This window comes from Pseudomonas sp. MSSRFD41 (assembly GCF_014230245.1).
In the GTDB taxonomy this organism is placed as follows: domain Bacteria; phylum Pseudomonadota; class Gammaproteobacteria; order Pseudomonadales; family Pseudomonadaceae; genus Aquipseudomonas; species Aquipseudomonas piscis.
Window position 1 is genome coordinate 61,631 of record NZ_JACKZK010000008.1, and the last position, 25,994, is coordinate 87,624.

General features: G+C 63.7%; 20 protein-coding genes. 7 read left to right on the forward strand and 13 right to left on the reverse strand.

The features are described from left to right. Positions 1-44 precede the first annotated feature (44 nt). Genes H7A76_RS14320 through H7A76_RS14335 form a run of 4 tightly spaced genes read left to right on the forward strand, consistent with a single transcriptional unit; the run spans position 45 to position 6,444 of the window. Positions 45-1,802: a non-ribosomal peptide synthetase gene (locus H7A76_RS14320; RefSeq protein WP_185699094.1), complete on the forward strand. Its 1,758-nt coding sequence runs from the start codon at positions 45-47 to the stop codon at positions 1,800-1,802. 3 nt (positions 1,803-1,805) lie between these two features. Beyond that, positions 1,806-3,089, forward strand: coding sequence for a condensation domain-containing protein (locus H7A76_RS14325; RefSeq protein WP_185699095.1), 1,284 nt, complete (start codon positions 1,806-1,808; stop codon positions 3,087-3,089). Positions 3,090-3,112: 23 nt separating this feature from the next. Beyond that, the gene (sbnB, locus tag H7A76_RS14330; protein WP_185699096.1) at positions 3,113-4,144 is read left to right on the forward strand and encodes a 2,3-diaminopropionate biosynthesis protein SbnB; all 1,032 of its coding nucleotides are present in this window, start codon (positions 3,113-3,115) and stop codon (positions 4,142-4,144) included. A 44-nt stretch (positions 4,145-4,188) separates the two neighbouring features. Further along, positions 4,189-6,444 carry a PhpK family radical SAM P-methyltransferase gene (locus H7A76_RS14335; RefSeq protein ID WP_185699097.1) on the forward strand — a complete coding sequence of 752 codons (2,256 nt, stop codon included), beginning with the start codon at positions 4,189-4,191 and terminating at the stop codon, positions 6,442-6,444. Positions 6,445-6,519: 75 nt separating this feature from the next. On the opposite strand, the gene H7A76_RS14340 is transcribed toward H7A76_RS14335, so the two are convergent. The 11 genes from H7A76_RS14340 to H7A76_RS14390 all read right to left on the reverse strand — a co-directional run bounded on the left by H7A76_RS14340 (position 6,520) and on the right by H7A76_RS14390 (position 20,051). Beyond that, positions 6,520-6,951, reverse strand: a complete 432-nt coding sequence (locus H7A76_RS14340; protein ID WP_185699098.1) for a DUF2087 domain-containing protein — start codon at positions 6,949-6,951, stop codon at positions 6,520-6,522. 212 nt (positions 6,952-7,163) lie between these two features. Continuing rightward, positions 7,164-8,144, reverse strand: a complete 981-nt coding sequence (locus tag H7A76_RS14345) for a peptide ABC transporter ATP-binding protein (protein WP_185699099.1) — start codon at positions 8,142-8,144, stop codon at positions 7,164-7,166. Continuing rightward, positions 8,144-9,112 (reverse strand): ABC transporter ATP-binding protein, encoded by a 969-nt coding sequence (locus H7A76_RS14350; protein WP_185699100.1) that lies wholly within the window; start codon positions 9,110-9,112, stop codon positions 8,144-8,146. The genes H7A76_RS14345 and H7A76_RS14350 overlap by 1 nt, the downstream gene beginning before the upstream one ends. 10 nt (positions 9,113-9,122) lie before the next feature. Further along, entirely contained in the window at positions 9,123-10,034 is a 912-nt protein-coding gene (locus H7A76_RS14355) for an ABC transporter permease subunit (protein ID WP_185699101.1), read from the reverse strand. 11 nt (positions 10,035-10,045) lie between these two features. Beyond that, the gene (locus tag H7A76_RS14360; protein ID WP_185699102.1) at positions 10,046-11,056 is read right to left on the reverse strand and encodes an ABC transporter permease subunit; all 1,011 of its coding nucleotides are present in this window, start codon (positions 11,054-11,056) and stop codon (positions 10,046-10,048) included. Positions 11,057-11,128: 72 nt separating this feature from the next. Next, on the reverse strand, positions 11,129-12,724 hold the full coding sequence (locus H7A76_RS14365) for an ABC transporter substrate-binding protein (protein WP_185699103.1): 1,596 nt from the start codon (positions 12,722-12,724) through the stop codon (positions 11,129-11,131). 79 nt (positions 12,725-12,803) lie between these two features. Continuing rightward, on the reverse strand, positions 12,804-14,180 hold the full coding sequence (locus tag H7A76_RS14370) for an OprD family porin (protein WP_185699104.1): 1,377 nt from the start codon (positions 14,178-14,180) through the stop codon (positions 12,804-12,806). Positions 14,181-14,349: 169 nt separating this feature from the next. Further along, entirely contained in the window at positions 14,350-15,951 is a 1,602-nt protein-coding gene (locus H7A76_RS14375; protein ID WP_185699105.1) for an ABC transporter substrate-binding protein, read from the reverse strand. Between the two features lie 263 nt (positions 15,952-16,214). After that, positions 16,215-17,840, reverse strand: coding sequence for an ABC transporter substrate-binding protein (locus H7A76_RS14380; protein ID WP_185699106.1), 1,626 nt, complete (start codon positions 17,838-17,840; stop codon positions 16,215-16,217). Positions 17,841-18,544: 704 nt separating this feature from the next. Continuing rightward, positions 18,545-19,108, reverse strand: coding sequence for a helix-turn-helix domain-containing protein (locus H7A76_RS14385; protein ID WP_185699107.1), 564 nt, complete (start codon positions 19,106-19,108; stop codon positions 18,545-18,547). 223 nt (positions 19,109-19,331) lie between these two features. Next, entirely contained in the window at positions 19,332-20,051 is a 720-nt protein-coding gene (locus H7A76_RS14390; protein ID WP_185699108.1) for an SIMPL domain-containing protein, read from the reverse strand. 250 nt (positions 20,052-20,301) lie between these two features. On the opposite strand from H7A76_RS14390, the gene H7A76_RS14395 reads away from it, so the two are divergent. The 3 genes from H7A76_RS14395 to H7A76_RS14405 all read left to right on the forward strand — a co-directional run bounded on the left by H7A76_RS14395 (position 20,302) and on the right by H7A76_RS14405 (position 23,943). Then, a complete protein-coding gene (locus H7A76_RS14395; protein ID WP_185699109.1) occupies positions 20,302-21,564 on the forward strand; it encodes an ATP-binding protein in 1,263 nt (420 codons plus the stop codon). Continuing rightward, positions 21,557-22,117 (forward strand): response regulator transcription factor, encoded by a 561-nt coding sequence (locus H7A76_RS14400; protein WP_053138573.1) that lies wholly within the window; start codon positions 21,557-21,559, stop codon positions 22,115-22,117. Before H7A76_RS14395 ends, H7A76_RS14400 begins: the two co-directional genes overlap by 8 nt. A 98-nt stretch (positions 22,118-22,215) precedes the next feature. Beyond that, the gene (locus H7A76_RS14405; RefSeq protein ID WP_185699110.1) at positions 22,216-23,943 is read left to right on the forward strand and encodes an ABC transporter ATP-binding protein/permease; all 1,728 of its coding nucleotides are present in this window, start codon (positions 22,216-22,218) and stop codon (positions 23,941-23,943) included. Positions 23,944-24,008: 65 nt separating this feature from the next. Here the strand turns inward: H7A76_RS14405 and H7A76_RS14410 are convergent, their stop codons facing one another. Both H7A76_RS14410 and H7A76_RS14415 read right to left on the reverse strand, forming a co-directional pair. Next, entirely contained in the window at positions 24,009-24,200 is a 192-nt protein-coding gene (locus H7A76_RS14410) for a hypothetical protein (protein ID WP_022642299.1), read from the reverse strand. Positions 24,201-24,213: 13 nt separating this feature from the next. Further along, positions 24,214-25,851, reverse strand: coding sequence for a phospholipase (locus tag H7A76_RS14415; protein ID WP_185699111.1), 1,638 nt, complete (start codon positions 25,849-25,851; stop codon positions 24,214-24,216). Positions 25,852-25,994: the final 143 nt, after the last annotated feature.

A 25,994-nucleotide genomic window follows, 5' to 3' on the forward strand; every position in this document is an offset into this window, starting at 1 on the left:
CGGCCGTACCCCCTGCTCAATTTCCTGAATGGAAGGATCCCATCTTGCCAGAACTTCAGCTCCCTCCCGACGGCGTCGCCGAGCCCCGACTCTTTCTCGAACTGTGGCGCCAGTCCAGCCGTGACTACCGCGACGCGCCGGCCATCGAAAGCGACGGCACCCTTTACAGCTACGGGCAAATCGATTCGCAAAGCGATCAGGTCGCTGGCTGCCTGGCCCGGAACGGCCTGGGCCCAGGCGAGGTGGTCGCCATCGGTATCGCACGGGGCAAGGACCTGCTGGTCGCGATGTTGGGGGTCATGAAAAGCGGGGCGGCCTTTTTCCTGTTCGAGCCGGACGCTCCGCCCGCACGGCTGTCCATGCAGTTCGGGATGGCCCGGCCCGGCCTGGTCCTGGTGGCGGACGCCCAAGACCCGGCGGAGCACGCCGCCCATGGCGCGCCGAGGGTGATGAGCCTGGACGCCGTGCCGGACTCGCCGGTCGAAGGATTCGTGGGGCCGGACATCGCTTCCAGCTCGCTCGCCTACATCATCTTCACCTCCGGCTCCACCGGCCAGCCCAAGGGCGTTCTGGTGCCCCACCGCGGCATCGGCAACCTGGCCCGTCATTCGGTGACCTACGGCATCGGGCCGGGCAGTCGGGTGCTGATGTTTTCCCCTGTCTGCTTCGACGCGATCATCGCCGAGACCGTGATGACGCTGCACGCGGGCGGTTGCCTGGTGGCGGTCGCGGACGAGGAGCTCAAGGATTTCGACCGGCTCCAGGAACTGCTGTGCCACCGCCGGATCGATGTCGCCACGTTGCCGCCTTCGCTGGTGTCGTTGCTGCCGCCCGACCTTGCGCTCAGCCTGTCGACGCTGGTGGTCGCGGGTGAGCGGTGCAGCCAGGACGTGATCGCCACCTGGTCCGGCAAAACCCGGCTGCTCAACGCCTACGGGCCCTCCGAGGCCACGGTCGCGGCCACGGTGAAGCTGTGTGGCGCCGACACCTCGCCCGCGAACATCGGCCGGGCGCTCGCCAATGTGACGGTGCGTGTGCTGAACGAGCGGATGGAGCCGGTGGGCGTCGATGAAGTGGGCGAGATCTGCATCTCGGGCGTGAGCGTCGCCGACGGTTATCTGGGGTTGGCGGATCTGACCGCCGCCCGGTTCGTCGGCGGCGGGGACGGGGGACACGCACGTGTCTTCCGGACGGGGGACTATGCCAGGCTCGACCGTCAGGGCGACATTCTGTTCGAGGGACGCAGGGACGATCTGATCAAGGTCAACGGCAACAGGATCGAACTCGCCGAAATCGAAGCGTGCGCTATGGCTTCGGCGCAGGTCGACGCTTGTCACGCCTGCAACGCTGGCGGCAGCGGCGCACCGGTGAGCCTCGCGCTGTTCTTCGTGCCATCGGGCGGGGCCGACGCCGCTGCGGTCGAGGCGGCCTTGCGGGACAGGATTGCCCGGAACCTGCCCCAGTACTTCATGCCCGCCCGCTTTCTCGCCCTCGACGCATTGCCTCGCAGCCCGGCGGGCAAGGTCGACCGGACGGCGCTGCTTGAGCGACTCAAGGCCGAGCAGGCCGGTGCCCCGGCGGCGCCCATGAACGGCCGTGAAGAGGCCCTGGCCTTGCTCTGGAGCCAGATCCTCGGGCGCCCGGTCGAAGACCGCGACGCGAATTTCTTTGCCCTCGGCGGCAACTCGTTGCTGGCCATGCGGCTTGTCGCGCTCATGAAACGCAGCGGTTTCCAGGTACCACTGAAGCGCCTGTTCAGTGCGCCGACGTTGTCGCAAATGGCTTGCCTGATGGGGGATTGAAGGATGCCTGGAAAAGGGCTGAACCCGTACCAACGGTATTACTGGAGCGCTTCAAGCGCCTACGACCTTCCGCAAGCCGCTTGCGTGAGCATCGGCTTTGTCCTGGACGGGGAGCTGGATGTCCCGCGGTTCGGCCGGGCGATCGACGCGGTGGTGAATCGTCATGAACAGCTGAAGTCGGTTTTCCTCGAAACGCAAGCGGGGGTGCGCCGCTTTCCCCAGTCGGATGTGAGCGGTGTCCTGCAGGTGGGGGACGCACCGTTCGACCTGGCGCAGACCGAGGCCAGCATCGAAGCCTTGTGCCGGATACCGTTCGACCTGAGCGTCGACATCCCGTTCAGGGCCTACCTGAAGCCGGTCGGCCAAGGCAGGTACCTGTTCGCGTTGATCATCCACCATGTCGTGGTCGACTCCTGGTCGCTCGAGGTGATCCTGGATGACCTGGCCCGCGCCTACGCCCGGGCTGAATCCGGAGGCAGCGGGCCGCTGCTCTCTCCCTTGACGTTCGATCACGAAACGCTGGCGGCGCCCCTGGGGGCCGATGAGCGCCGCCTGCAGGCGCAGTTCTGGCGCGAGAGCCTCGAGGGGGCGGCGATCCCCGTGATTCCCGGTCTCGTCGATGGCCTGGGCGAACAAGGGAAATCGACGTTCGATGTGATCACGCCCCGGGACGAGGTCCGCGAGGCGCTCGACCGGCTTTGCCAGCGGTTGGATGCCACGCCGTTCGTGGTCTACACCGCCGTGGCGTCCATCGCCTTGGCCCGCTTTTGCGCAACCGCTGACCTGGTGATCCAGACCAACGTGACGCCCCGCTGGACGGAGGGCACGGAAACCGTCGTGTCCTACCTGTCTGCGCGGATCCCCCTGCGCCTTCGCGTCGCCCCTGAAGTGACGCCGGACGCGCACGTCCTGGAGGTGGCGGACGCGCTCTACGGAACCTTCGAGAACGTCGGCCTGAACATCGGCGAGATCCTGGCCGAGTCCAGCCTCAAACAGGGTCTGCCCATCCACATCGGCGCCGAAAGCCCGTTCGAGGGCTGGGATCTTGAGAACGTCGCCGTGTCCCAGGTCCAATTGCCGGACTTCCAGCCCTGGCCCCTGTTCCTATGGGTGCCTGCCGCGACCGGTCATTCGTTCATCAAGCTTCAGTACCAGGCCGACAGGATCAGCGCCGAGCGCATGGGGCAACTCAAGCGCCTGCTCGACGAGACCCTGGAACGGTTCGTCCTGTCGGAACGGCAGGCGCCTGCCGTTGCAGGCGCCCTGAATCATCTCACTCTCCAGTAAACCCTCCACGGAAGGCCGCAAACATGTCGTCCCATCCCCTGACCATCGTCTCCGGCGCCCAGATTGCCGCGCTCATGCCCTCGTTGCGGGCGGACATCCTGAGCCTGGTCGAAACCACCTATCTGCAGCACGACGCCGGGCTGACCAACAATCCCGACAGTTATTTCCTGCGCTTCGCGGATCGCCAGGCGGACCGCATCATCGCTCTGCCGGCGGCCATCGCCGGCGACTCACCCGTTTCCGGGATCAAGTGGATCGCCAGCTATCCGGGGAACATCGAGCGCAACCTGCAGCGGGCTTCGGCGGTGCTGCTGCTCAACGACTACGAGACCGGCTATCCCGTGGCCTGCCTGGAGGCCTCGCAGATCAGCGCCGCGCGCACGGCCGCCTCGGCAGTCATCGCCGCCCGGGCGCTGAGCGCCGGGCGCCGCCCTGCCATGACCATCGCCTTCGTGGGCGCCGGCGTCATTGCCAGGGCGATCTTCGATTTCTTCATGGCGGACGGCTGGACGTTCGGGCAAGTCAACGTGTTCGACCTCGATGCCGCTTCGGCCGCCGAGCTCTGCCGGCATGCGCAAGCGCAGGGCAGCCACAACGCACAAGCCGCGCAAGACCTGGAGAGCGCCATCGATGGCGCCGGGATCGTCGTGTTCGCCACCAACGCGGGGCAGCCCTATGTGACAGGGGACTCGGTGTTCGCGCCGGGGCAGATCGTTCTGAACGTCTCGCTGCGCGACATCGGTCCGGACATCATCTGGCGGTCGTTCAACATCTTCGATGACGTCGAGCACTGCATGAAGGCCAACACGTCACCGCACCTGACCGAACAGAAGTACGGCGACCGCTCCTTCGTCAACGGCACGCTCGCCGATGTCCTGAACCACCCGGAGCAGGTGGACCGCTCGCGCCCCCTGATCTTCTCGCCCTTCGGGTTGGGGGTCCTGGACATTGCGGTGGGCAAGCTGTTCGTCGAACGGTGCCTGGAAACGGGGAGGCATACCTGCATCCCGGACTTCATTCCCGATACGCGGCGCTGGGCGCCGGCCGCCGGCTGACCGGCCGTTCGCCACAGCCATCCATTCCAGGGAGGAACGACCCGATGCAAAACAAGAAATGCATGATCATCGGTTTCAACGACTTTTCGTTCGAAGAGTATTGCCAGATGCTTGACCAGCTCGCGCCGGACGCTGCGGCGAAGCGCGACCTGCGGCTGGCGTTCGTCGATTACGACGGGGAGCGGTGCCACGCCCTGGGTGTCCTGAACAAGACCCGCAGGATGCAAGGCCTGAGTGACCTGAACCTCAACAACGCCGATTTCCTGTGGCCCGTGGTGATGGTGTTGGGCTCCTACCTGGAAAAGCACGCAATCGCCTTCGATTACGTGAACCTGTTCCAGCACGAAAAGGACGTCCTGGCGCAGAAGCTCAGCACCGGCGACTTCAGCACCGTGGTCATCACCACGACCCTTTACGTGATGCCGCACCCGGTGCAGGAAATCGTGGATTTCGTGCGCGCCTGCGCGCCGCAGGTCCGGATCATCATTGGCGGCCCCTATATCAGCGGACTGTTCAAGGCCCACGAGCGCGACATGCTTGGCGACTATCTGAGCGTCCTGGGCGGTGACATCTACATCAACAGCAACGAGGGCGAGGACACGCTGCGGCAGGTGCTGGAGGCCGTGAACGCAGGCCGTCCCGTGGCGGGCCTGAGCCGCACGGCGGTGATGGAGGGCGACGGTTGGGTGTTCGGGGCGGACGAGCCCGAATACAACGAACTGAAGGAGAACTTCGTCAACTACCGGTTGTTCCAGCCCAGGGGCATCGGGCGTTTCCTGTCGACGCGCACGGCCAAGTCCTGTCCCTATTCCTGCGCCTTCTGCGGATTCCCGCAGCGGGCCGGCAAGTACCGCTACCTGTCCACCGCCGACGTGGAGCGGGAACTGGACGCGATCAAGGCCATCGGCACCGTGGACACGGTCACGTTCCTGGACGACACGTTCAACGTGCCCAAGCAACGGTTCCGCGAAATCATGCAGATGATGATCGACAACCGATACGGTTTTAAGTGGAACTCGTTCTACCGTTCAGACCAGGGCGATGAGCAGACCATTGAGCTGATGGCGCGGGCTGGGTGCGAAGGGGTGTTTCTGGGCATCGAGTCGGCCTCCGACAAGATGCTCGCCCTGATGCGCAAGACCTCGCGCAGAAAGAACTACGAGCAGGCGATCACGGCGTTCCGCGCTGCCGGCATCGCGACGCACGCTTCCTTCATCATCGGGTTTCCCGGGGAAACCCTGGAAACGGTGCAGGAGAGCCTGGACTTCATCGAGACCTTCCGACCGGACACCTTCCGTGCCCAGGTGTGGTACTGCGATCCGTTGACCCCCATCTGGAACGACCGGGAGAAGTACGGGATCACAGGGGCGGGGTTTGACTGGGCCCACGCCACGATGGACAGCGAGCAGGCGGCGTCCATCACCGAGCGGTTCTTCCTCACGGCCGAGCACTCGACCTGGCTGCCGCAGTTCGGCTTCGAGCAGTGGAGCCTGTTCTACCTGCACCGTATGGGCATGGAGAAACGCAACATCCTCGGTTACCTGGACGGGTTCAATGCGGCGGTGAAACATCAACTGTTGCACGGGGACGATGTGCCCCTGCCGGATCCGGTCACGGAGCGCTTCCGGTTCAGCGCGGCGCTGCCGGCCCAGGCGCCGCGCGTCGGCGCGGTCAGCCTTTCCAGGGCGGCCGCCGTGCGGTTCAAGCAAGCCGAGGCGCGCTTGCGGGAAACCGCGAGGCGGGTGGATTCCGACCCGGCACACGCCTTGGGCGTGCAGACCGGCAAGCAGACGCAGACGTCGGTCATGGGCGTTGCGCAAAGGGACCGCGGCGCTGATCCGGACGTCGGCGTGGCCGTGCAGTTTCTCAGGCAGGCCTCGAAGACGCTGGGCAGCGATCGTTTCCTGGTGCAGTGGATCGACGGCGAGGGTGAGCGGCTGATCGCCGTCGACGCGCTCGCCGGGTGCAGCGATGAGGCGCTCTGCGCCGATGTGTCGGCATCGTTGGCCCGGGCGTCCCGTCTCGACAGCCATGAACGGTACCTGCTATCGCGCCATTCACGGCTGCGTGCCGCTGGCATCGTTGCGCATCAGCCAGTGCTCAAGGTCTTCGCAGGCGTGCCGCACGCTGAGGCCTGCCTGGACAGCGCTCCCTACATGCACCTGGTGCTTTCGCGTTCCGGCCACGAAGGTCGCGTCGCCAGCGCGCTCACCAATTTCGTCCGGTGGACGGATGCCCGCCAGGACGCTGACCGCGCCGGCGAGGCCGAGGAGCCGCTGGTGATCCTCAAGGCGCAATAGAAGCCTGGCGCAGCGCGGTCGGGGAGGGGAGCGTGCGGTTCATCCCGGGCTCCCCTGGCTGGCGGGAGAGGCCGGTCAGCCTTGCAGGGCGGCCTTCTTGCGCGCTTCGCGTTCGAGGGCGGCGGCCTGCAACTGTTCGGCGATGCGGGTTTCGATGCGCTCCTCGATAAGCCTGACGAACAGGCCGTTGCCTTTGAGGGCCGGCGCGATTTCATACGCGTGCCCGTCGGGATCCCGTGCCCAGTAGCCGGCGTCGATCAAGGTGCGGCGCAGCTCGACGATGTCGCTGCGCAGCATGGGGGCGAAGCGTGAGCGCCACTGGTCCAGCGCGACGGTGGCCTCGCGCTCGCTGTAGCGTTTGCCGGGCGACAACGCGGCGCTGACGTAAAGCAGCAGGGCGGCCAGTTCCTGGCGGTTCAGGCGGCCCAGTGTCAGCCCGTTCTTTTTGCTCAGGTGCGTCAGGGTCGCGACGCACTGGTCGAAATCGTTGGGAAACTCCTTGTCCATGTCTTGCTCCTTGGGTCTGAGGGATCGGTGCGGTGCCGCCGACGCAGGGCAGCACGGCAGCCAGTATGGCACTGGCCATCGGCCGATGGGGCGCTCCGGTCTGCGCCATTCGGCGGCGAAAAAAAACCCTTCTGCCCGACCGATGCGCAATCGAGACAGAAGGGGGGTAACGCTTCAACGACAGGGCGAGCCTTATCGGCCCGCCGGATCCGCTAGGCCGCGCCGTCGAGGAACTGCTCGGCGTAGTGGCAAGCCACCTGGCGCGTGTCGAGCTGGCGCAGGACCGGCTCCTCGGTGCTGCAACGCTCGGTGGCGTACGGGCAGCGTTTGTGGAAGGCGCAGCCGGGCGGCGGGTTCAGCGGGTTGGGCAGCTCGCCGGCGATCTTGATCTTCGGTTTGTCCGGGTCCGGGTGGATGGCCGGGGTCGCCGAGAGCAGGGCCTGGGTGTAAGGGTGCAGGGGACGGTTGTAGATGTCCTCCTTGGGCCCCATTTCCACCGGCCGGCCCAGGTACATCACCAGTACCTGGTCGGCGACGTGGCGCACCACCGCCAGGTTGTGCGAGATGAAGACGTAGGCGGTGTTGAATTCCTGCTGCAGGTCCATGAACAGGTTCAGCACCTGGGCCTGGATCGACACGTCCAGGGCCGAGGTCGGTTCGTCCGCCACCAGTACCTTGGGTTGCAGCATCATCGCCCGGGCCAGGGCGATGCGCTGGCGCTGGCCGCCGGAGAACATGTGTGGATAGCGCTGGTAATGCTCGGGGCGCAGGCCCACCTGCTTCATCATCGCCTGGACTTTCTCGCGGCGCTCGGTGGCCGACAGCTGGGTGTTGATCAGCAGCGGCTCGGCCAGCTGGTCACCGATCTTCTGCCGTGGGTTGAGCGAGGCATAGGGGCTCTGGAACACCATCTGCACGTCGCGGCGCAGTTGCTTGCGCTGCGCCTTGGTGGCGCCCTTGACCTCATGGCCGGCGATTTGCAGCGAGCCCGAGGATGGCTCCTCGATCAGGGTCAGGGCCCGGGCCAGGGTGGATTTGCCGCACCCGGATTCGCCCACCACGGCCAGGGTCTTGCCGGCCTCCAGTTCGAAGGACACGCCATTGAGCGCGCGGACGGTGGCATGGCCCTTGAACAGGCCCCGGGACACTTCGTAGTGACGGGTCAGGTCGCGGGCGGTAAGAACGACGGCCATTACGCCACCTCCTGGTTGAGCGGGTAGAAGCAGCGCACCAGGCTGGCGGCTTGCGGATCGAGGCTGGGCCGCTGCTGGCGGCAGTTTTCCTGGACGTAGGGGCAGCGTGGCGACAGCAGGCAGCCCTGGGGCCGGTCATAGCGGCCGGGAACGATGCCCGGCAGGGTCGAGAGCCGCGAGGCCCCGAGGCTGTGCTCGGGAATCGCCGCCAGCAGGGCTTCGCTGTAGGGGTGTGCGGGGATGTCGAACAGCTCCGGCACCTTGCCCACTTCCACGGCCTGGCCGGCGTACATCACGCAGACGCGCTGGGCGGTCTCGGCCACCACGGCCAGGTCGTGGGTGATCAGCACCAGGCCCATGTTCTGCTCTTTCTGCAGGCTCAGCAGCAGGTCCATGATCTGTGCCTGGATGGTCACGTCCAGGGCGGTGGTCGGTTCATCGGCGATCAGCAGCTTGGGTTCGCCGGCGATGGCCATGGCGATCGCCACGCGCTGGCTCATGCCACCGGACAGCTGGTGCGGGTAGGCGTCCATGCGGCTGGCGGCGCCCGGGATCTCGACCTTCTCCAGCAGTTCGATGGCGCGCTTGCGGGCGGCCTTGCCGGACATCTTCAGGTGCAGGCGCAGCACTTCCTCGATCTGGAAGCCCACGGTGTAGCTGGGGTTCAGTGCGGTCATCGGGTCCTGGAAGACCATGGCCAGGTCCTTGCCGACGATCTGCCGGCGCTGGCGGGCACTGAGCTTGAGCATGTCCTTGCCGTCGAAGGTCAGGGCGTCGGCGGTGACGATGCCGGGATGCTCGATCAGGCCCATCAGGGCCATCATGGTCACCGATTTGCCGGAGCCGGACTCGCCGACGATGGCCAGTACTTCGCCCTTGTCGACCTTGAGGTCCAGGCCATCCACCACGGGAACGGCCTTGGCGTCGCCGAAACGGACATTGAGATTCTTGATTTCTAACAGTGACATGGGAATCTCCTCAGGCGGCATTCTTGAGCTTCGGATCCAGCGCATCGCGCAGGCCGTCGCCCATCAGGTTGATTGCCAGCACGCTGAGCAAAATGGTCAGGCCGGGCAGGCTCACGACCCACCAGGCGCGTTCGATGTAGTCGCGGGCCGAGGCCAGCATGGTGCCCCACTCGGGGGTAGGCGGCTGGACGCCGAGGCCGAGGAAGCCCAGGGCGGCGGCGTCGAGGATCGCCGAGGAGAAGCTCAGGGTGGCCTGGACGATCAGCGGTGCCATGCAGTTGGGCAGCACGGTGATGAACATCAGGCGCGGCAGGCCGGCACCGGCCAGGCGGGCGGCGGTCACGTAGTCGCGGTTGAGTTCGCCCATCACCGCGGCGCGGGTCAGGCGCACATAGGACGGCAGCGAGACCACGGCAATGGCGATCACGGTGTTGATCAGCCCTGGGCCGAGGATGGCGACGATGGCCACGGCCAGCAGCAGCGAAGGCAGGGCCAGCATGATGTCCATCAGGCGCATGATGCTCGGGCCCAGCAGGCGTGGGAAGAAACCGGCGAACAGGCCCAGCAGGATCCCCGGGATCAGCGACATCACCACCGACGACAGGCCGATCAGCAGCGACAGGCGCGAACCCTGGATCAGCCGCGAGAGCAGGTCGCGGCCCAGTTCGTCGGTACCCAGCAGGAACTGCATCTGCCCGCCTTCGAGCCAGGCGGGTGGGGTCAGCAGGAAGTCGCGGTATTGCTCGCTGGGGTTATGTGGCGCTACCCAGGGGGCGAAGATCGCGCAGAACACCACCAGCAGCATGAACAGCAAGCCGGCCACGGCGCCCTTGTTGCGGGAGAAGTGCTGCCAGAATTCTTTGTAGACGGACGGGTAAAGCAGGCTTTGATCGACTGCTACCGAGGAAGTTGGAGTACTCATGAGTCTTGGCCTCAGCGCTGATGACGGATGCGTGGGTTGGCAAAGCCGTAGAGGATGTCCACCACGAAGTTGACCATGATCACCAGGCAGGCGATCAACAGGATGCCGTTCTGCACCACGGGATAGTCCCGGGCGCCGATGGCTTCGATCAGCCATTTACCGATGCCGGGCCAGGAAAAGATGGTTTCGGTCAGGACCGCGCCGGCCAGCAGGGTGCCGACTTGCAGGCCGACCACGGTCAGTACCGGGATCAGCGCGTTGCGCAGGCCATGGACGAAGACCACCCGGTTGGGCGACAGGCCCTTGGCCTTGGCGGTACGGATGTAGTCCTCACGCAGCACTTCGAGCATCGAGGAGCGGGTCATCCGCGCGATCACCGCCAAGGGAATGGTGCCCAGCACGATGGCGGGCAGGACCAGGTGTTCCAGGGCATCGACGAAGGCGCCGGTGTCGCCGGCCAGCAGGGTATCGATCAGCATGAAGCCGGTCTTGGGCTCGATGTCGTAGAGCAGGTCGATACGTCCGGAAACCGGGGTCCAGCCCAGGCTCACCGAGAAGAACATGATCAGGATCAGGCCCCACCAGAAGATCGGCATCGAGTAGCCGGCGAGGGAAATTCCCATCACCCCGTGGTCGAACAGCGAGCCGCGCCTGAGGGCGGCGATCACCCCGGCCAGCAGGCCGATGACACCGGCGAACAGCAGGGCGGCCATGGCCAGTTCCAGGGTCGCGGGGAACAGCGAGGAGAACTCGCTCCAGACGCTGGTGCGGGTGCGCAGGGACTCGCCCAGATCGCCATGGGCAAGCTTGCCGATGTAGTCCAGGTACTGGGCATACAGCGGTTTGTTCAATCCAAGGCGTTCCATTGCCTGGGCATGCATCTCGGGGTCGACCCGGCGCTCGCCCATCATGACTTCCACGGGATCGCCGGGAATCATGCGGATCAGGGCGAAGGTCAACAAGGTGATGCCGAAGAATGTGGGAATCAATAACCCCACACGGCGGGCAATAAAACTAAACATCTTCTGAAGTACCTCAATCAGCCGGTTAGGCGTGTCCGCCGCTCCCGGGTCGGGAGCGGCGGGCGTTTCTTATTACTTCACCTGGGTGGTAGCGAAGTTGTTGTTGGTCAGGGGGCTCTGGTGATACCCCTCGACGTTCTTGCGCATGGCGGTGAACATTTTCGGATAGGCCATGGGAATCCAGGGTTGATCCTGCTCAAAGACCAGCAGGGCCTTTTCATAGAGCTCGGCACGCTTGGCCGGTTCAGTGTCGGCGCGGGCCTGGTCGATCAGGTCCTGGAAGGTCTTGTTGCACCAGCGGGCGTAGTTTTCGCCGTTTTTCGCCGCGTCACAACTCAGGTTCGGGGTCAGGAAGTTGTCCGGGTCACCGTTATCCCCGGCCCAGCCGGCGGACACCATGTCGTGTTCGCCGTTCTTCGCGCGCTTGAGCATTTCGCCCCATTCCATCACGCGGATATCCAGCTTGAGGCCGATCTTGGCCAGGTCGGCCTGCATCATCTGCGCGCCCAGCAGTGGGTTGGGGTTGGTCGGGCCGCCGCCGTTGCGGGTGAACAGGGTGATCACCGTGCCTTCGGGCACGCCGGCTTCCTTGAGCAGGGCGCGGGCCTTGTCCAGGTCCCGGGGTGGGTTCTTCAAGCTGCTGTTGAAGCCCAGCAGGGTCGGTGGGTACGGGCCGGTGCCGGCCAGGGCGTTGCCCGGGCCATACAGGCTGTTGAGGTAGGCTTCCTTGTCGAAGGCGATGTTGATCGCCTTGCGTACCCGCACGTCGCTCATGTACTTGCGGGTAGTGTTCATGGCGATGTAGCCGGTGGTCATGGCCGCCAGCTCATCGACCTTCAGGTTCGGGTCGGCCTTGATGCTGGGGATGTCATCGGGTTTGGGATACAGGGCGATCTGGCATTCGTTGGCCTTGAGCTTTTGCAGGCGCACGTTGTTGTCGGTGGTGATCGCCAGGATCAGTGCTTCTGCCGGCGGCTTGCCACGGAAATAGTCCGGGTTGGCCTTGAACCGTACCTGGGCGTCCTTGGCATAGCGGGTGAAGATGAACGGGCCGGTGCCGATCGGCTTGCTGTTGAGCTCCAGGGTCTTGCCTTCCTTGAGCAGCTTGTCGGCGTATTCGGCCGGGAAGATCGACGAGAAGGCCATGGCCAGGTCGGCCAGGAACGGAGCTTCGCGGCGGGTCAGCGTGAAGACCACGGTGTGGTCGTCGACTTTCTCTACGCTCTTGAGCAGTTCTTTGAAGCCCATGCTTTCGAAATAGGGGAAACCCACGCTGGACTTGTCATGCCAGGGGTGCTTCGGGTCCAGCTGGCGCTGGAAGCTCCAGAGCACGTCGTCGGCGTTCATGTCGCGGGTCGGGGTGAAGTAGTCGGTGCTGTGGAACTTGACGCCCTTGCGCAGGTGGAAGGTGTATTGTAGGCCGTCAGGGCTGATTTCCCAGGACTCGGCCAGCGCTGGCCGGATGTCCGTGGTGCCCGGCTTGAAGTCCACCAGCCGGTTGAAAATGGTTTCCGCCGCTGCGTCGGCAGTCACCGCGGTCGTGTACTGGGCCATATCGAAACCTTCCGGGCTGGCTTCGGTACAGACCACCAAGGGTTTGGCCGCGGCGCCCAGGGCGACGCTCAGCAGTGCGGCGCTCATGGCCGCTTTCATGGGTAGCATTTTCATCGAGAACCCCCTTTCGAACGATGGAGCCAGCGTAGCTTGAAGGGCGGACTCGTCATGACTCCGCCCTTCAACTGGTGGGTTATAGGATATTGAACGGTACCGTGGTGACCAGGCGGAACTCGTTGATGTTGCCGTCGGCCTGGTACTTGCTGGCGCGGTGGGTGGTGTAGGTCGCGCGGATCGCGGTGGCCTTGAGCGGGCCGCTCTGCACGGCGTAGCTGGCGCCGATGCCGTATTCGTAGTGGGTTTCGCCGTCCATGTTCCTGACGTCGTAGGCGGTACCGCGGTAGTGAGTACCGTCGATGCCCCAGCCGCGGGCCTGGTAGAGGTTGAACTTGAGGCCGGGCACGCCGTACTCGGCCATGTTCAGGCCGTAGGCGATCTGGAACGACTTCTCGTTCGGGCCGTTGAAGTCCGAGAGCAGGGAGTTGGCCAGGTAGATGCCGTTGGTTTCGTGCAGGTAGTCGAAGTACTCGTTACCGTTCACCGCCTGGTAGGAGAAGGTCAGGCTGTGGGCCTGGTGGGCCAGGCCCAGGGACAGCGAGTAGGTATCGTTGTCGATCTCGCCCATCTCTTTCTTGCCGGTATCGACGGTCTTGTAGTAGTTCAGGCCGGTGGTCAGGCCCAGCACCGAGCTGTCACCCAGTTCGTGGGTGGCACCGAAGTAGTACTGGTTCCAGAAGTCTTCCACCTTGGAGGCGTAGAGGCTGGTCTTCAGGCTCTTGAGCGGCTGGTAGTTGGCGCCGATCAGGCTGACGCGATCGGTCTCGGCCTTGTTGTTGGTGTATTCGGCGCGGAATTTCGACAGGCTCTGCTCGGTCCGTGGCGATACCCGGTCGTAGGTGCCGGCGTCGAACGACAGGTTGTTGAATTCTTCGCTATGGATGCTGGCGCCTTCGAAGCTCGAAGGCAGTGCACGGTTGCCGATGACATCGACGATCGGTGTGCTGACGTTCTGCCGGCCGACGGTCAGGGTGGTGTTGGAGACGCGGAACTTGACGTTGGCCAGGCCCAGCTTGCTCCACTGGCCCACGGCGTCGCCGTCGGAATGGGTCAGGGTACGGTTGTTCTTGCCGGCGATGTGCTTGCGGTCACGGTCCAGGGCGATGGCGTTGTAGGCGGCGACTTCGGTGCTGACCCCAACGGTGCCTTCGGTGAAGCCGGAAGTGTAGTTGAGGATGGTGCCCTGCACCCAGTTGATGCGGCGCGGCGTGGAGGTCGGCTGGCCGTTGTGGTTGTAGGAGAAGCGGTCGTTACGACGCTTCAATTCGTTGGCGTACCAGTTACGGGTGGTCCCGGACAGGCTCTGGCCTTCGATGAACCCCTTGGACTCGGCCTGGGCATTCTTGCTGTTCAGTTCAGTCGGGACGAAGTCCTGGCTGACGCTCTCTGCATAGGCCGTAGCAGTGATGCTACTGATGGCCAGGGCTAACAATGCGCTGCTGCTCAGTTTCATGGGTGATGCTCCTTTGTTTTGTTTTTTTACTTGCCGGTTTTTTTCGGCCGGCTGGTTTTTTGGAACTCATTCAAGGCATCGCAAACGTTTGCAGGGTGCTCATTCTCTGAATCCAGGCAATACGCCTGCATGAGGACGAAAAACGCCCTCAGGGTTCTAGGCTCATCGGTTATGGGGTCAGGCCGACCCCGGAAAAGGAATTGCGGCCAAAGGGGCTGACCTTGAAGCCCTCGACTTTCGCGCTCAACGGCTGGTTGATCGTCGAATGGGCTATGGGGGTGATCGGCACCTGTTGCTTGAGCAGCTGCTGGGCCTGCTTGTACAACAAGGTGCGCTGGTCGCGATCGGTGACGATCTTGGCCTGCTTGATCAGCTTGTCGTACTGCGGGTCGCACCACATCGAATAGTTGTTGCCGCCGATGGCATCGCAGCTGTACAGGGTGCCCAGCCAGTTGTCGGGGTCACCGTTGTCGCCGGTCCAGCCGATCAGGCTGACGTCGTGCTCGCCGTTCTTGGTGCGCTTGATGTACTCGCCCCATTCGTAGCTGACGATCTTCACCTTGAAGCCGATTTTCGCCCAGTCCGCCTGCAGCATCTCGGCCATCAGCTTGGCGTTGGGGTTGTAGGGGCGCTGCACGGGCATGGCCCACAGGGTGATCTGCGTGCCCTCCTTGACCCCGGCGGCCTTGAGCAGCTCGCGGGCCTTGTCCGGGTTGTAGGCGGCATCCTTGATGCTGTCGTCGTAGGACCACTGGGTCGGCGGCATGGCGTTGACCGCCAGCTGGCCGGCGCCCTGGTACACGGCATTGAGGATCGCCGGCTTGTTCACCGCCATGTCCAGCGCCTGGCGCACTTCCAGGCGGTCGAACGGCTGGTGCTGCACGTTGTAGGCGATGTAGCCGAGGTTGAACCCGGGCTTCTCGATCACTTGCAGTTTCGGATCGCTCTTCAGGGCGTCGACATCGGCCGGGCGTGGGTGCAGGGTGACCTGGCATTCGCCGGCGCGCAGCTTCTGCACCCGCACCGAGGCATCGGTGTTGATGGCGAAGATCAGGCGGTCGAGCTTGACCCGGCTCGGGTCCCAGTAGTGCGGGTTGGCGGTGTAGCGGATCTGCGAATCCTTCTGGTAGCGCTGGAAGACGAAGGGACCGGTGCCGATGGGTTTCTGGTTGATCTGGCTCGGGGTGCCGGCCTTGAGCAGTTGCTCGGCGTATTCGGCGGAAAGGATCGCGGCGAAGCTCATGGCCAGGTTCTGGATGAACGCCGCATCCACGGTATTGAGGGTGATGACCACGGTCAGCGGGTCGCTCTTCTCGACCCTGGCGATGTTCTTGTTCAGGCTCATGCCGTTGAAGTAGGGGAACTCCGTCGGGTAGGCACGGCGGAACGGGTGGTCGGCGTCGAGCATGCGGTTGAAGGTGAACAGCACGTCGTCGGCATTGAAGTCACGGGTCGGCTTGAAGTACGAGGTGCTGTGGAACTTCACGCCCTCGCGCAGGTGGAAGGTGTAGCTCAGGCCATCCTCGGAGATGTCCCAGCGGGTGGCGAGGGCGGGCAAGACGTTGGTCGCGCCTCTCTCGAACTCCACCAGGCGGTTGTACAACGGCTCGGCGGCATCGTTGTCGGTGGCCGTGGTGTATTGCGCGGTGTCGAAACCGGCCGGGCTGCCTTCGGAGCAGAACACCAGGCTGCGGTCGGCGGCCTGGCCCAACGAACTGGCGACCAACAGGCCGCTGCCCAGCAACGCCGGGATGATCAAGGAGTGACGCATGACGATCCATCTCCATTTTTTGTTGTGATGATCAAGGGACCATGGCTCCTTCCTGGAGCCTGTACAGGTCATTGATGCCAAACCATGGTTGCCCAAATGCCCACCGTCGCCCTGGCAAGCCGAGGGCCTGGGCCGTATCCGGCTGTCTTTTCGGGTACGGCCCCGGGATCGTGCGGCTGCGAGGTGGCGCAGTTGCGTCGAGGCCGGGGGACTCAGTCGGGGGCAGGGCGACGGTGGCGTCAGGACGCCACCGTCGTCGCAAGCTACTTGCTGATGCTCACGCCGTAGAAGGCGTTCAAGCCGAACGGGCTGATCTTGAAGTCCTGCACGTTGGCGCGCATGGGTTGGAACACCGTCGAGTGCGCGATAGGTGTCATCGGGACTGCATCTTTGAGGATGTGCTGCGCCTGCTTGTACAGCTCGGTGCGTTTAGCGACATCCGAGGTGGCCTTGGCTTGCTTGATCAAAGCGTCGTAAGGCTTGTCACACCATTTCGAGAAGTTGTTGCCGTTCATGGCGTCGCAGCCGAACAGGGTGCCCAGCCAGTTGTCGGGGTCACCGTTGTCGCCGCTCCAGCCGATGATCATCGCCTGGTTCTCGCCACCCTTGGAACGCTTGATGTACTCGCCCCACTCATAGCTGACGATGTTCACCTTCAGGCCGATCTTCGCCCAGTCGGACTGCAGCATTTCCGCCATCAGCTTGGCGTTGGGGTTGTAGGGACGCTGTACCGGCATGGCCCACAGGGTGATCTGGGTGCCTTCCTTGACGCCGGCTTCCTTGAGCAGTTGGCGGGCTTTTTCGGGATCGTACTTGGCGTCCTTGATGGTGGTGTCGTAGGACCATTGGGTCGGTGGCATGGCATTGACCGCCAGCTGGCCGGCGCCCTGGTACACCGACTCGATGATCTGCGGCTTGTTCACCGCCATGTCCAGGGCCTGGCGTACCTTGAGGTCGGCCAGCGGGTTGGCGTCGGTGCGGCCCTTGAGGACCGGCATCACGTTGTAGGCGACATAACCCAGGTTGAAGCCGGCCTGTTCAGGCATCTTCAGGTCCTTGTCCTCCTTGATGGCCTTGAGGTCGGCCGGACGCGGGAAGAGGGTGACCTGGCATTCGTTCTTCTTCAGCTTCTGGATACGCACCGATGGGTCGGTGGTGATGGCGAAGATCAGGTTGTCGATCTTCACGTCTTCGGGTTTCCAGTAGTCCTTGTTGCCGGTGTAGCGGATGTTCGAGTCTTTCTGGTAGCTCTTGAACACGAACGGGCCGGTGCCGATCGGCTTCTGGTTGATGTCGCTGGTCTTGCCTTCCTTGAGCAGCTTGTCGGCGTATTCGGCGGACTGGACGGAGGCGAAGCTCATGGCCAGGTTCTGGATGAACGCGGCGTCGACGGTCTTCAGCGAGAAACGCACGGTCTTGTCGTCGAGCTTCTCGATCTTGGTGATGTTGGTGTCCATCCCCATGTCGGTGAAATACGGGAACTCGGTGGGGTATGCCTTACGGAACGGCATGTCCTTGTCGATCATCCGGGTGAAGGTAAACACCACGTCGTCGGCATTGAAGTTGCGGGTCGGGGTGAAGTACGGCGTGGTATGGAACTTGACGCCTTCGCGCAGGTGGAAGGTGTAGGTCAGGCCGTCTTCGGAGATGTCCCAGCTGGTGGCCAGGCCCGGGATCACCGCGGTGCCGCCACGTTCGAACTGGCTGAGACGGTTGAACAGGGTCTCGGCCGAGGCGTCGAAGTCGGTTCCGGTGGTGTACTGGCCCGGGTCGAAACCGGCAGGGCTGCCCTCGGAGCAGAACACCAGATTAGTCGCCGCCTGGGCGATGGGGGCGCTGGCCAGCAGACCGGCGCTGACTAAAAACGGAATGACTGCTTGTTTGAACATGGTGGCCTCAGGATTTGTTGTCGTTGTTGGTGTTGAGGGCGACCTTGTGAGTCGACCCGCCGATACTTATGCAGGCCCCATACCCAATGCAAGATGCGGGGCCGACACGGGTATCAAAGAGTGGAACGAACGTACAGTAATGACGCATTTGTATAAATCTTGACGCATTTGATCGTTTGCGCCGGTTCTTTATGGTGCATTTTCCGCCTTTTGGGTGGGCATGCATGGACGGTCGTGCCCCGTAATGGTGCGCGCCCCGGGCGGACGGCGAGCGGCTTGCGTAGCGGATTTTCCGGCGCACGGGCGGCCCCGCAGGGGAGCTGCAACGCCTTGGCGGCCGGAAGGGAAGAAGAGGGGAAATGGTTGCCAACGGCGTGGGGCAGCGGGGAGCCGAGGCTCAGACCGGCGGCCTGCCAAACCTGGAATGGTTGGAACTTACACATGCAAACCTCATTTTTTCTTTTTCTAGGGCTTACCTGAGGGTGGCCTTGTGGGCCGTGGCAACTCGCCTTGCCATGGGAAATGGATGAACCCATGGACCCTATGCGGCGCTGACGAGTGCCTGTCATGTGCTTGCATGGCCACTCGCCGATGCCGAAATTAAGTCATGCTGAAATTGCGGTCAACGAAAATTAAGCATGGCTAACTTTTCTCCTGCGCAAAGCCTCGTCCTTGAGGTTCGGCAGGCTTGGCGGGGATGGATTTCAGGAGGCAGGATGGTCGTCGAACAGGCCCATGGTGGTGACGGTCAGGACCTCTGCCGGTCCATCGCCGACATTGGCCAGGAAGTGGGCCTTGGTCGCGTCGAAGTGCACCGAGTCGCCGGGGCCGAGGGGGTATTGCCGGCCTTCGATGGTGTACACGATCTGTCCAGAGAGAACGTAGGAAAACTCCGACCCATCATGGGAGATGAGTTCTGATTGATATCCCACTGATATGTTCATCTTGACCGCGTTGATCATGTTCCCGGGAAAGGAACTGGACAGGCGCTCATAGGCCAGCGGCTGGCCCTCGATGGTATAGCGCACCCGCTCACCGTCGTGGGAATCGGGCTGGGCCTGGATGGGCTGGTCGAACAGGGCGTTCAGCGGGACGTTCAGGGACTTGGCGATGTTGACCAGGGATGAGATGGACACCCCGGTGAGATTGCGTTCTGCCTGGGAGAGAAAGCTGGCAGTCAGACCGGACTCGCTGGCAATCTGGCGCAGGGTTTTCTTGGCGGCGCGGCGATAGCGGCGCAGGCGTTCGCCGATGCGATCTGCGGTCATTGAAGAGACTCTTATTGGAAAGCTGCAGTTTACCCGGTGTGTATCCGGTGGACGTCAATAACGTATGACAGATTCATGACGGGGACGTCACTGTAACATCACCTCGCCGGTTGGATTCATACACAACAGGGGGAGTTTTCCTAATTCGCCTGACGACAGGCAGAAACACAAAACGGCGGCCTCGTTTGCACGGGGTCGCCGTTTTGCGTGGAGGGTATAGGGCTTATTGCATCAGCACTTCGATGGCGCCGTCGGCGGTCATGTTGACCTTGCTGGTACCCGCCTCGACTTCCGGGGTGACGGGGGCGGAGGCGAAGTCCGCGCTGGCGGCCTTCATCATCGGGGCGCGCAGGTAGGGCTGTGGATAGCCATCGGCGTTGAGGTTCAGGCTGACGATCTTGTAGCCCTTGCCACCCAGTGCCTCGGTCGCCAGCTGGGCCCGGGCCTTGAATGCCTGGACCGCGTCCTTGAGCAGGGCATCCTCGCTGGCCTTGCGGGTTGCGGGAGCGATGGCGAAGTCCATGCCGTCCATCTTCAGGTTGGCCAGCAACTCGCCGGTCAGCTTGGACAGGGCGGCGAAGTCGGCGCTTTCCAGGCGCAGTTCCGCGCGCTCGCGCCAGCCGGTGATCTTCTGGCCCTTGCTGTCGTAGATCGGATAGCTGTTGCGGCTGCCCTGGCTCAGGGTGATGCCCTTGACCTGCCGCGCCTGCTCCAGGGCCTTGTTCATGGTGGTGCTGACGTCTGCCGCCAGCTTGGCCGGATCGGAGTTTTGCGCCTCGTTGTAGAGGGTCACGATCATCAAGTCCCGGGCCACTTCCTGGCTGGCTTCGGCACGCAGGGAAACCTGGTTGTAGTGCAATTCATCGGCGGCCAGGGCAGGCAGGCTGGTGAGGGTGCCGGCGCCAAGGGCCAGAAGGGCGACGCTGCGGGTGAAGTGCTGCATGGGATCTCCTTGAGTGCGGTCTGCAAGCCAAAGGTTCGCGCCTGCGTGAGCGATAAGACTCTAGCTTTTATTCCCAGTTGCACCCATTACAACTTTGATACATCTTGGCGTCCCTTATTCCGGGACTTGTGCTTGTAGCTCAAAGCTTGCCGCTGCTTTTCCTGTGGCGCTTTGCCGCAGTTTTGCCTGTGCCGGGGGCTGCTTGGTTATACTCCCGCCGATTGCCCTGGAGCGCTCATCAGGAGAGCTCATGCTCGCCCCCGTAAAATTGCTGTCCGCAACCCGCCAGAACCTCTGGCGCCTGACCTTCATCCGCACCCTGGTTCTGGCCGCTCAGGCCGGTTCGGTGGGGCTTGCCTACTGGCTGGACCTGCTGCCGCTGCCCTGGTTGCAACTGGGCATCACCCTGGTGTTCTCCATGGTGCTGTGCGCCTTCACCGCTATCCGCTTGCGCACTTCATGGCCGGTGACGGAGCTGGAATATGCCCTGCAACTGGCCTGCGACCTATTTATCCACAGCGTGCTGCTGTATTTCTCCGGCGGTTCCACCAACCCCTTCGTCTCCTATTACCTGGTGCCCCTGACCATCGCCGCGGTGACCCTGCCCTGGCGCTATTCGGTGGTGCTTTCCGGAATCGCCCTGGCGCTCTATACCCTGCTGCTGGCGTGGTTCTATCCCTTGCAGACCCTGCCCATCGCCCGCGAGAACCTGCAGGTCTACGGCATGTGGCTGAGCTTTGCCCTGGCTGCGGCGGTGATTACCTTCTTTGCCACACGGATGGCCGAGGAGCTGCGGCGCCAGGAAGAACTGCGGGCGATCCGCCGCGAGGAAGGGCTGCGCGACCAGCAGCTGCTGGCCGTGGCTACCCAGGCCGCCGGGGCCGCCCATGAGCTGGGCACGCCGCTGGCGACCATGAGCGTGCTGCTCAAGGAAATGCGCCAGGACCATCCCGATCCGTTGCTGCAGGATGACCTGTCCGTGCTTCAGGACCAGGTCAAGCTGTGCAAGGAAACCTTGCAGCAATTGGTGCGCGCCGCCGAAGCCAATCGGCGGATGGCGGTAGAGATGCAAGATGTCACCCAGTGGCTTGACGAAGCCCTGAACCGCTGGCACCTGATGCGTCCGGAAGCCAGCTATCGTTTCCACCTGCTGGGCCAGGGCCCGGCGCCACGCCTGGCGCCGCCACCGGACCTGACCCAGGCCCTGCTCAATTTGCTCAACAATGCCGCCGACGCCTGCCCAGAAGGCCTGGAGGTGCGCCTGGACTGGAATGCGGAGGACCTGACCATCAGTATCCGCGACCACGGCGCCGGAGTACCCTTGGCCATCGCCGAGCAGATTGGCAAACCGTTTTTTACCACCAAGGGCAAAGGTTTCGGCCTGGGCCTGTTCTTGAGCAAGGCCAGCGTGACCCGCGCTGGTGGCTCAGTAAAACTCTACAGCCATGAGGAAGGCGGTACGCTCACCGAGCTGCGCCTGCCCCGTGCCGCCCGAGGAGACGACCATGAGTGAAGAGAACCAAGTCGAAGGCGAGGAACTGCCGCACCTGTTGCTGGTGGATGATGACGCTACCTTTACCCGCGTGATGGCGCGGGCCATGAGTCGCCGGGGCTTTCGCGTCAGCACCGCGGGTTCCGCCGAGGAGGGGTTGGCGCTGGCCCAGCAGGACCTGCCGGACTACGCCGCGCTGGACCTGAAGATGGACGGCGATTCCGGGCTGGTGCTGCTGCCCAAGCTGCTGGAGCTGGACCCGGAGATGCGCGTGCTGATCCTCACCGGCTACTCGAGCATCGCCACCGCGGTGGAGGCGATCAAGCGCGGTGCCTGCAACTACCTGTGCAAGCCGGCGGACGCCGACGATGTACTGGCCGCGCTGCTGTCCGAGCATGCCGACCTCGACACCCTGGTACCGGAAAACCCGATGTCGGTGGACCGCCTGCAATGGGAGCATATCCAGCGGGTGCTGACCGAGCACGAAGGCAACATCTCCGCCACTGCCCGGGCCCTGGGCATGCATCGCCGTACCTTGCAGCGCAAGCTGCAGAAGCGCCCCGTCCGCCGCTGATCCGCGCCGGGTGCCCATGTCCCCCGGGGCAGGTGAAAAAGCGAGCCGATCGACTATGATCGGCTCGACGCTTTCCCCCTCTCAATCGAGCTCCAATGATGAATCAGAACGCTGAATACTCCGCGGTCAACGATGCCGTGCGCGGGCAATTCTTCCGTCGGGTGTGGGCCATGACCGTGCCCTACTGGCGCAGCGAGGAAAAGGGCAAGGCCTGGCTGCTGTTGATCGCGGTGATCGGCCTGTCGCTGTTCAGCGTGGCCATCTCGGTATGGATCAACAGCTGGTACAAGGACTTCTACAACGCCTTGCAGAAGAAGGACGAAGCGGCATTCTGGCACCTGATCCTGTATTTCTGCGGTATTGCCGCGGTGGCGATCCTGGGCGCGGTGTACCGCCTGTACCTGACCCAGATGCTGACTATCCGCTGGCGGGCCTGGCTCACCGAGAAGCATTTCGCCCGCTGGCTGGACAACAAGAACTACTACCAGCTGGAGCAGGGCGGTTACACCGACAACCCTGACCAGCGGATTTCCGAGGACCTCAACAGCTTCACCACCAACACCCTGGCGCTGGGCCTGGGGCTGATCCGCAACCTGGTCAGCCTGGTGTCCTTTTCCATCATCCTCTGGGGCGTGTCCGGCAGCATCGAGGTGCTGGGCTATACCATTCCCGGCTACATGTTCTGGTGCGCCCTGGTGTATGCCCTGGTCGGCAGCTGGCTGACCCACCTGATCGGGCGCCGGTTGATCGGCCTGAACAACCAGCAGCAACGTTTCGAGGCCGACCTGCGTTTCTCCATGGTGCGGGTCCGGGAAAACGCCGAGAGTATTGCCCTGTATGACGGCGAGAAGAACGAGAACCAGCGCCTGAGCAGTCGTTTCGGCAAGGTCTGGCACAACTTCTGGGACATCATGAAAGTGTCCAAGCGCCTGACCTTCTTCACGGCCGGTTATGGCCAGATCGCGATCATCTTCCCGTTCATCGTCGCCGCTCCGCGTTACTTCGCCGGCAAGATCGAGCTGGGTGAGCTGATGCAGATCAACTCGGCCTTCGGCAACGTCCAGGAGAACTTCAGCTGGTTCATCACGGCCTATTCCGACCTCGCCGCCTGGCGCGCCACCTGCGACCGTCTGCTGAGTTTCCGCCAGGCCATGAGCGACAACGAGGAACGCCCCCCGGCCATCGACGTGCAAACCGAGGGCGAGCAGCTGCAAGTGCATGACTTGGGCTTGGACCTGGCCGATGGCCGGCACCTGCTGGCCGGTGCGCAGATGACCGTGAATCCGGGCGAGCGGCTGATGCTCAGCGGTCGTTCCGGCAGTGGCAAGAGCACCCTGCTGCGGGCCATGGGGCGCTTGTGGCCGGCGGGCCACGGCCATATCCGCTTGCCGGACCAGCGTGCGCTGTTCCTGCCGCAAAAACCCTACCTACCCATTGGCAGCCTGCGTGAGGCCCTGAGTTACCCACAAGCGGGCGACAGCTATGCCCAGGAACGCTACGAGCAAGTGCTGGACACTTGCCGCTTGGCGCATCTGGTACCGCGCCTGGATGAACGCAATCACTGGCAGCGCATGCTTTCTCCGGGTGAACAGCAGCGCCTGGCCTTTGCCCGGGCGCTGCTGTATGCGCCGCAGTGGCTGTACATGGACGAGGCCACCTCGGCCATGGATGAAGAAGACGAGGCGGCGTTGTACCAGGCGTTGATCGACCAACTGCCGGGATTGAGCATCGTCAGTGTCGGCCACCGCAGCAGCCTCAAGCGTTTCCATCCGCGGCATGTTCGCATCGACCAGGGCCAATTGGTGGAGCAGACCCTGAGCGCCTGATCACCGCCCGGATGTACGAAGGCCCGCCCGGCAGCTGCTGCCGTGCGGGCCTTTTTTCGCGGGCGTCAGCCGTTCTTGAGGATCGTGCGGTCGACCCGCACCGCCAGCTGGCCGCTGCCCGGCTTGGCGTTGAAGGCCACGTTGCCGCGTTCGTCGACGCTGGCCCGGGCGATGGGCGCGCCGTTGAGCAGCAGCTCCAGCGGAGCGCCCTTGAGGGATTGGCCAGAGGCCAGTTGCAGGTTCAGATTGATAGCCATGGTGATGTCCTTGTCAGGCGTTGCGGTCGATGAAGCGGGTGGCGTTCTTGTCGATGGAGCCGATCAGCTCCGGTGATCCGCCACGGAACTGGCGGAACACATTGCGCCCGCTGGCGCCGCTGTTGCTGGTGCCGGCCGGGATCGCCAGGGTCGGCTGGAAGCTGTCGCCGAGCTCGACATAGGCCGACCAGGGGCCGATGTACGACTCGTTCAAGCCATTGGTTTCGCTGACGGCGTAGCGCACCGCGTGGCCCGGCAGCCAGTTCGGCTCGCTGGGGGTGTGGCTCTGCCAGCCATCGGCGACGATCGAAGGCACCGCACCGGGGGTTTCCAGGTAGCCCGCCGGTTTGTTGGGGCTGTAGTTCTTGAGCAGCAGGTAGGTGCTCCAGCCCCACCAGTTGTCGATGGTCTTGCTGTCGTTGAGGTTGTTGACGTCGCTGCGACGCAGCACCTGGTCGCCCTTGGTGACGAACAGTGGCGAGAAGTTGCCGCTCTTGGCGGCGTTCAGGTCCGGCACCACTTTCAGCGCCGCATAGCTGGCCGGGGCCGGCAGGCTGCCGCTGAGGTAGCTGGCGAAGATCTCGTCGGCCGAGCGCTGGACCGCCAGTTTCACCAGCTGGCGATTGCGGTGGTCGACACTGTCGAAATAGCGTTTGTCGCCGTAAGAGTGCCAGCGGTCGCCCTGGGCGTTGCTGACATTGAGGCCGAACTTGCTGTCCTCGTCATGCATGAAACGGGTGATCAGCGAACCCAGGTCGCTGGGAGTGACCACCGCCGCCACCTGCTTGCGCGGCACCCGTACGTGGCCGGCGGAGAACAGGTCGGTCAGGAAGTGGTCGGCGAAGGCGCTCATCGCATAGGCCAGTTCCAGTTGCTTGTCATCCGCGGCCTTGCCTGCCTGCACCGCTTGCTGCAGGGCGGCGGTATGGCCGGCGGTGTAGGCCGCCAGGGCCCATTCGCCGAAATGGTCGGCGTTGTTGGCGGCCAGCTTCAGGTAGCGGCCGAGGGGGAACAGGGCGGAAACGGCGCTGCCGCCGCCGGTGATCTTGTTCCATTCCTCGGACAGGCTGTCGCCAAGGGCGTCATAGGCCTCGTGGGGTTGCTTGCCGTCACGGATGGCCTGGTTGGCGGCGACGATTTCCTTCTGCATCACGGCCAGGATCTGCCGGGCCTCGTCCTTGGCAGCGGGGAGCACGGCCAGGGAATTGAACGCGGCGATGAAGCGTTGCACTCGTTCGGCCGGGGTCGCGCCATCGCAGATCGGTTGGTCGGGAATACCGTAGAAGTCACCGCCCAGGGCGACGACCTGACCGTAGGTCAGGGCCAGGCCGTTGGGCAGGTGCAGCTCGACCTGCCAGGCAGGGATGGCGGGGGCGTCCTTGGCGAAACGCAGCAGGGTGCTGTCGCCGATGGCGGTGTGCTCGCCGCCTTCGAAACGCAGCGATGGCTTGCCCGGCGCTACGGGCTGTGGTGCACGCGGCAGGTGTTCCGGGCGGTGGTACTTGATGGTGTGGTGGCCGTCGGCGACCAGTACCAGGTTGTCGCCATCGCCGTTGAGGGCGATGCCTTGTTCGGTGAACAGGCGGTCCAGGTCGGCGATGATCTTGCCGGCGTGTTGCGGTTGCTGCTTCTGTGCAGAGACTCCTGACATTTCTAGCTCCTTGATATGTCATGGGTTATTTGAATTTAACTGTATATATGTACAGTTAAATTCGAGAATAAACGAAAATCATTTCCCGTCAAGATGGCAATCATCCGGGGCACGACGTTTTTTCGCCCCGCCTGGAGTGGAGG

What these genes read in the sequence shown, in the direction of transcription:
- H7A76_RS14325 (WP_185699095.1), top strand. Translation starts at nt 1,806, where the DNA reads ATGCCTGGAAAAGGGCTGAACCCGTACCAACGGTATTACTGGAGCGCT.
- sbnB (WP_185699096.1), top strand. Translation starts at nt 3,113, where the DNA reads ATGTCGTCCCATCCCCTGACCATCGTCTCCGGCGCCCAGATTGCCGCG.
- H7A76_RS14335 (WP_185699097.1), top strand. Translation starts at nt 4,189, where the DNA reads ATGCAAAACAAGAAATGCATGATCATCGGTTTCAACGACTTTTCGTTC.
- H7A76_RS14340 (WP_185699098.1), bottom strand. Translation starts at nt 6,951, where the DNA reads ATGGACAAGGAGTTTCCCAACGATTTCGACCAGTGCGTCGCGACCCTG.
- H7A76_RS14345 (WP_185699099.1), bottom strand. Translation starts at nt 8,144, where the DNA reads ATGGCCGTCGTTCTTACCGCCCGCGACCTGACCCGTCACTACGAAGTG.
- H7A76_RS14350 (WP_185699100.1), bottom strand. Translation starts at nt 9,112, where the DNA reads ATGTCACTGTTAGAAATCAAGAATCTCAATGTCCGTTTCGGCGACGCC.
- H7A76_RS14355 (WP_185699101.1), bottom strand. Translation starts at nt 10,034, where the DNA reads ATGAGTACTCCAACTTCCTCGGTAGCAGTCGATCAAAGCCTGCTTTAC.
- H7A76_RS14360 (WP_185699102.1), bottom strand. Translation starts at nt 11,056, where the DNA reads ATGTTTAGTTTTATTGCCCGCCGTGTGGGGTTATTGATTCCCACATTC.
- H7A76_RS14365 (WP_185699103.1), bottom strand. Translation starts at nt 12,724, where the DNA reads ATGAAAATGCTACCCATGAAAGCGGCCATGAGCGCCGCACTGCTGAGC.
- H7A76_RS14370 (WP_185699104.1), bottom strand. Translation starts at nt 14,180, where the DNA reads ATGAAACTGAGCAGCAGCGCATTGTTAGCCCTGGCCATCAGTAGCATC.
- H7A76_RS14375 (WP_185699105.1), bottom strand. Translation starts at nt 15,951, where the DNA reads ATGCGTCACTCCTTGATCATCCCGGCGTTGCTGGGCAGCGGCCTGTTG.
- H7A76_RS14380 (WP_185699106.1), bottom strand. Translation starts at nt 17,840, where the DNA reads ATGTTCAAACAAGCAGTCATTCCGTTTTTAGTCAGCGCCGGTCTGCTG.
- H7A76_RS14385 (WP_185699107.1), bottom strand. Translation starts at nt 19,108, where the DNA reads ATGACCGCAGATCGCATCGGCGAACGCCTGCGCCGCTATCGCCGCGCC.
- H7A76_RS14390 (WP_185699108.1), bottom strand. Translation starts at nt 20,051, where the DNA reads ATGCAGCACTTCACCCGCAGCGTCGCCCTTCTGGCCCTTGGCGCCGGC.
- H7A76_RS14395 (WP_185699109.1), top strand. Translation starts at nt 20,302, where the DNA reads ATGCTCGCCCCCGTAAAATTGCTGTCCGCAACCCGCCAGAACCTCTGG.
- H7A76_RS14400 (WP_053138573.1), top strand. Translation starts at nt 21,557, where the DNA reads ATGAGTGAAGAGAACCAAGTCGAAGGCGAGGAACTGCCGCACCTGTTG.
- H7A76_RS14405 (WP_185699110.1), top strand. Translation starts at nt 22,216, where the DNA reads ATGAATCAGAACGCTGAATACTCCGCGGTCAACGATGCCGTGCGCGGG.
- H7A76_RS14410 (WP_022642299.1), bottom strand. Translation starts at nt 24,200, where the DNA reads ATGGCTATCAATCTGAACCTGCAACTGGCCTCTGGCCAATCCCTCAAG.
- H7A76_RS14415 (WP_185699111.1), bottom strand. Translation starts at nt 25,851, where the DNA reads ATGTCAGGAGTCTCTGCACAGAAGCAGCAACCGCAACACGCCGGCAAG.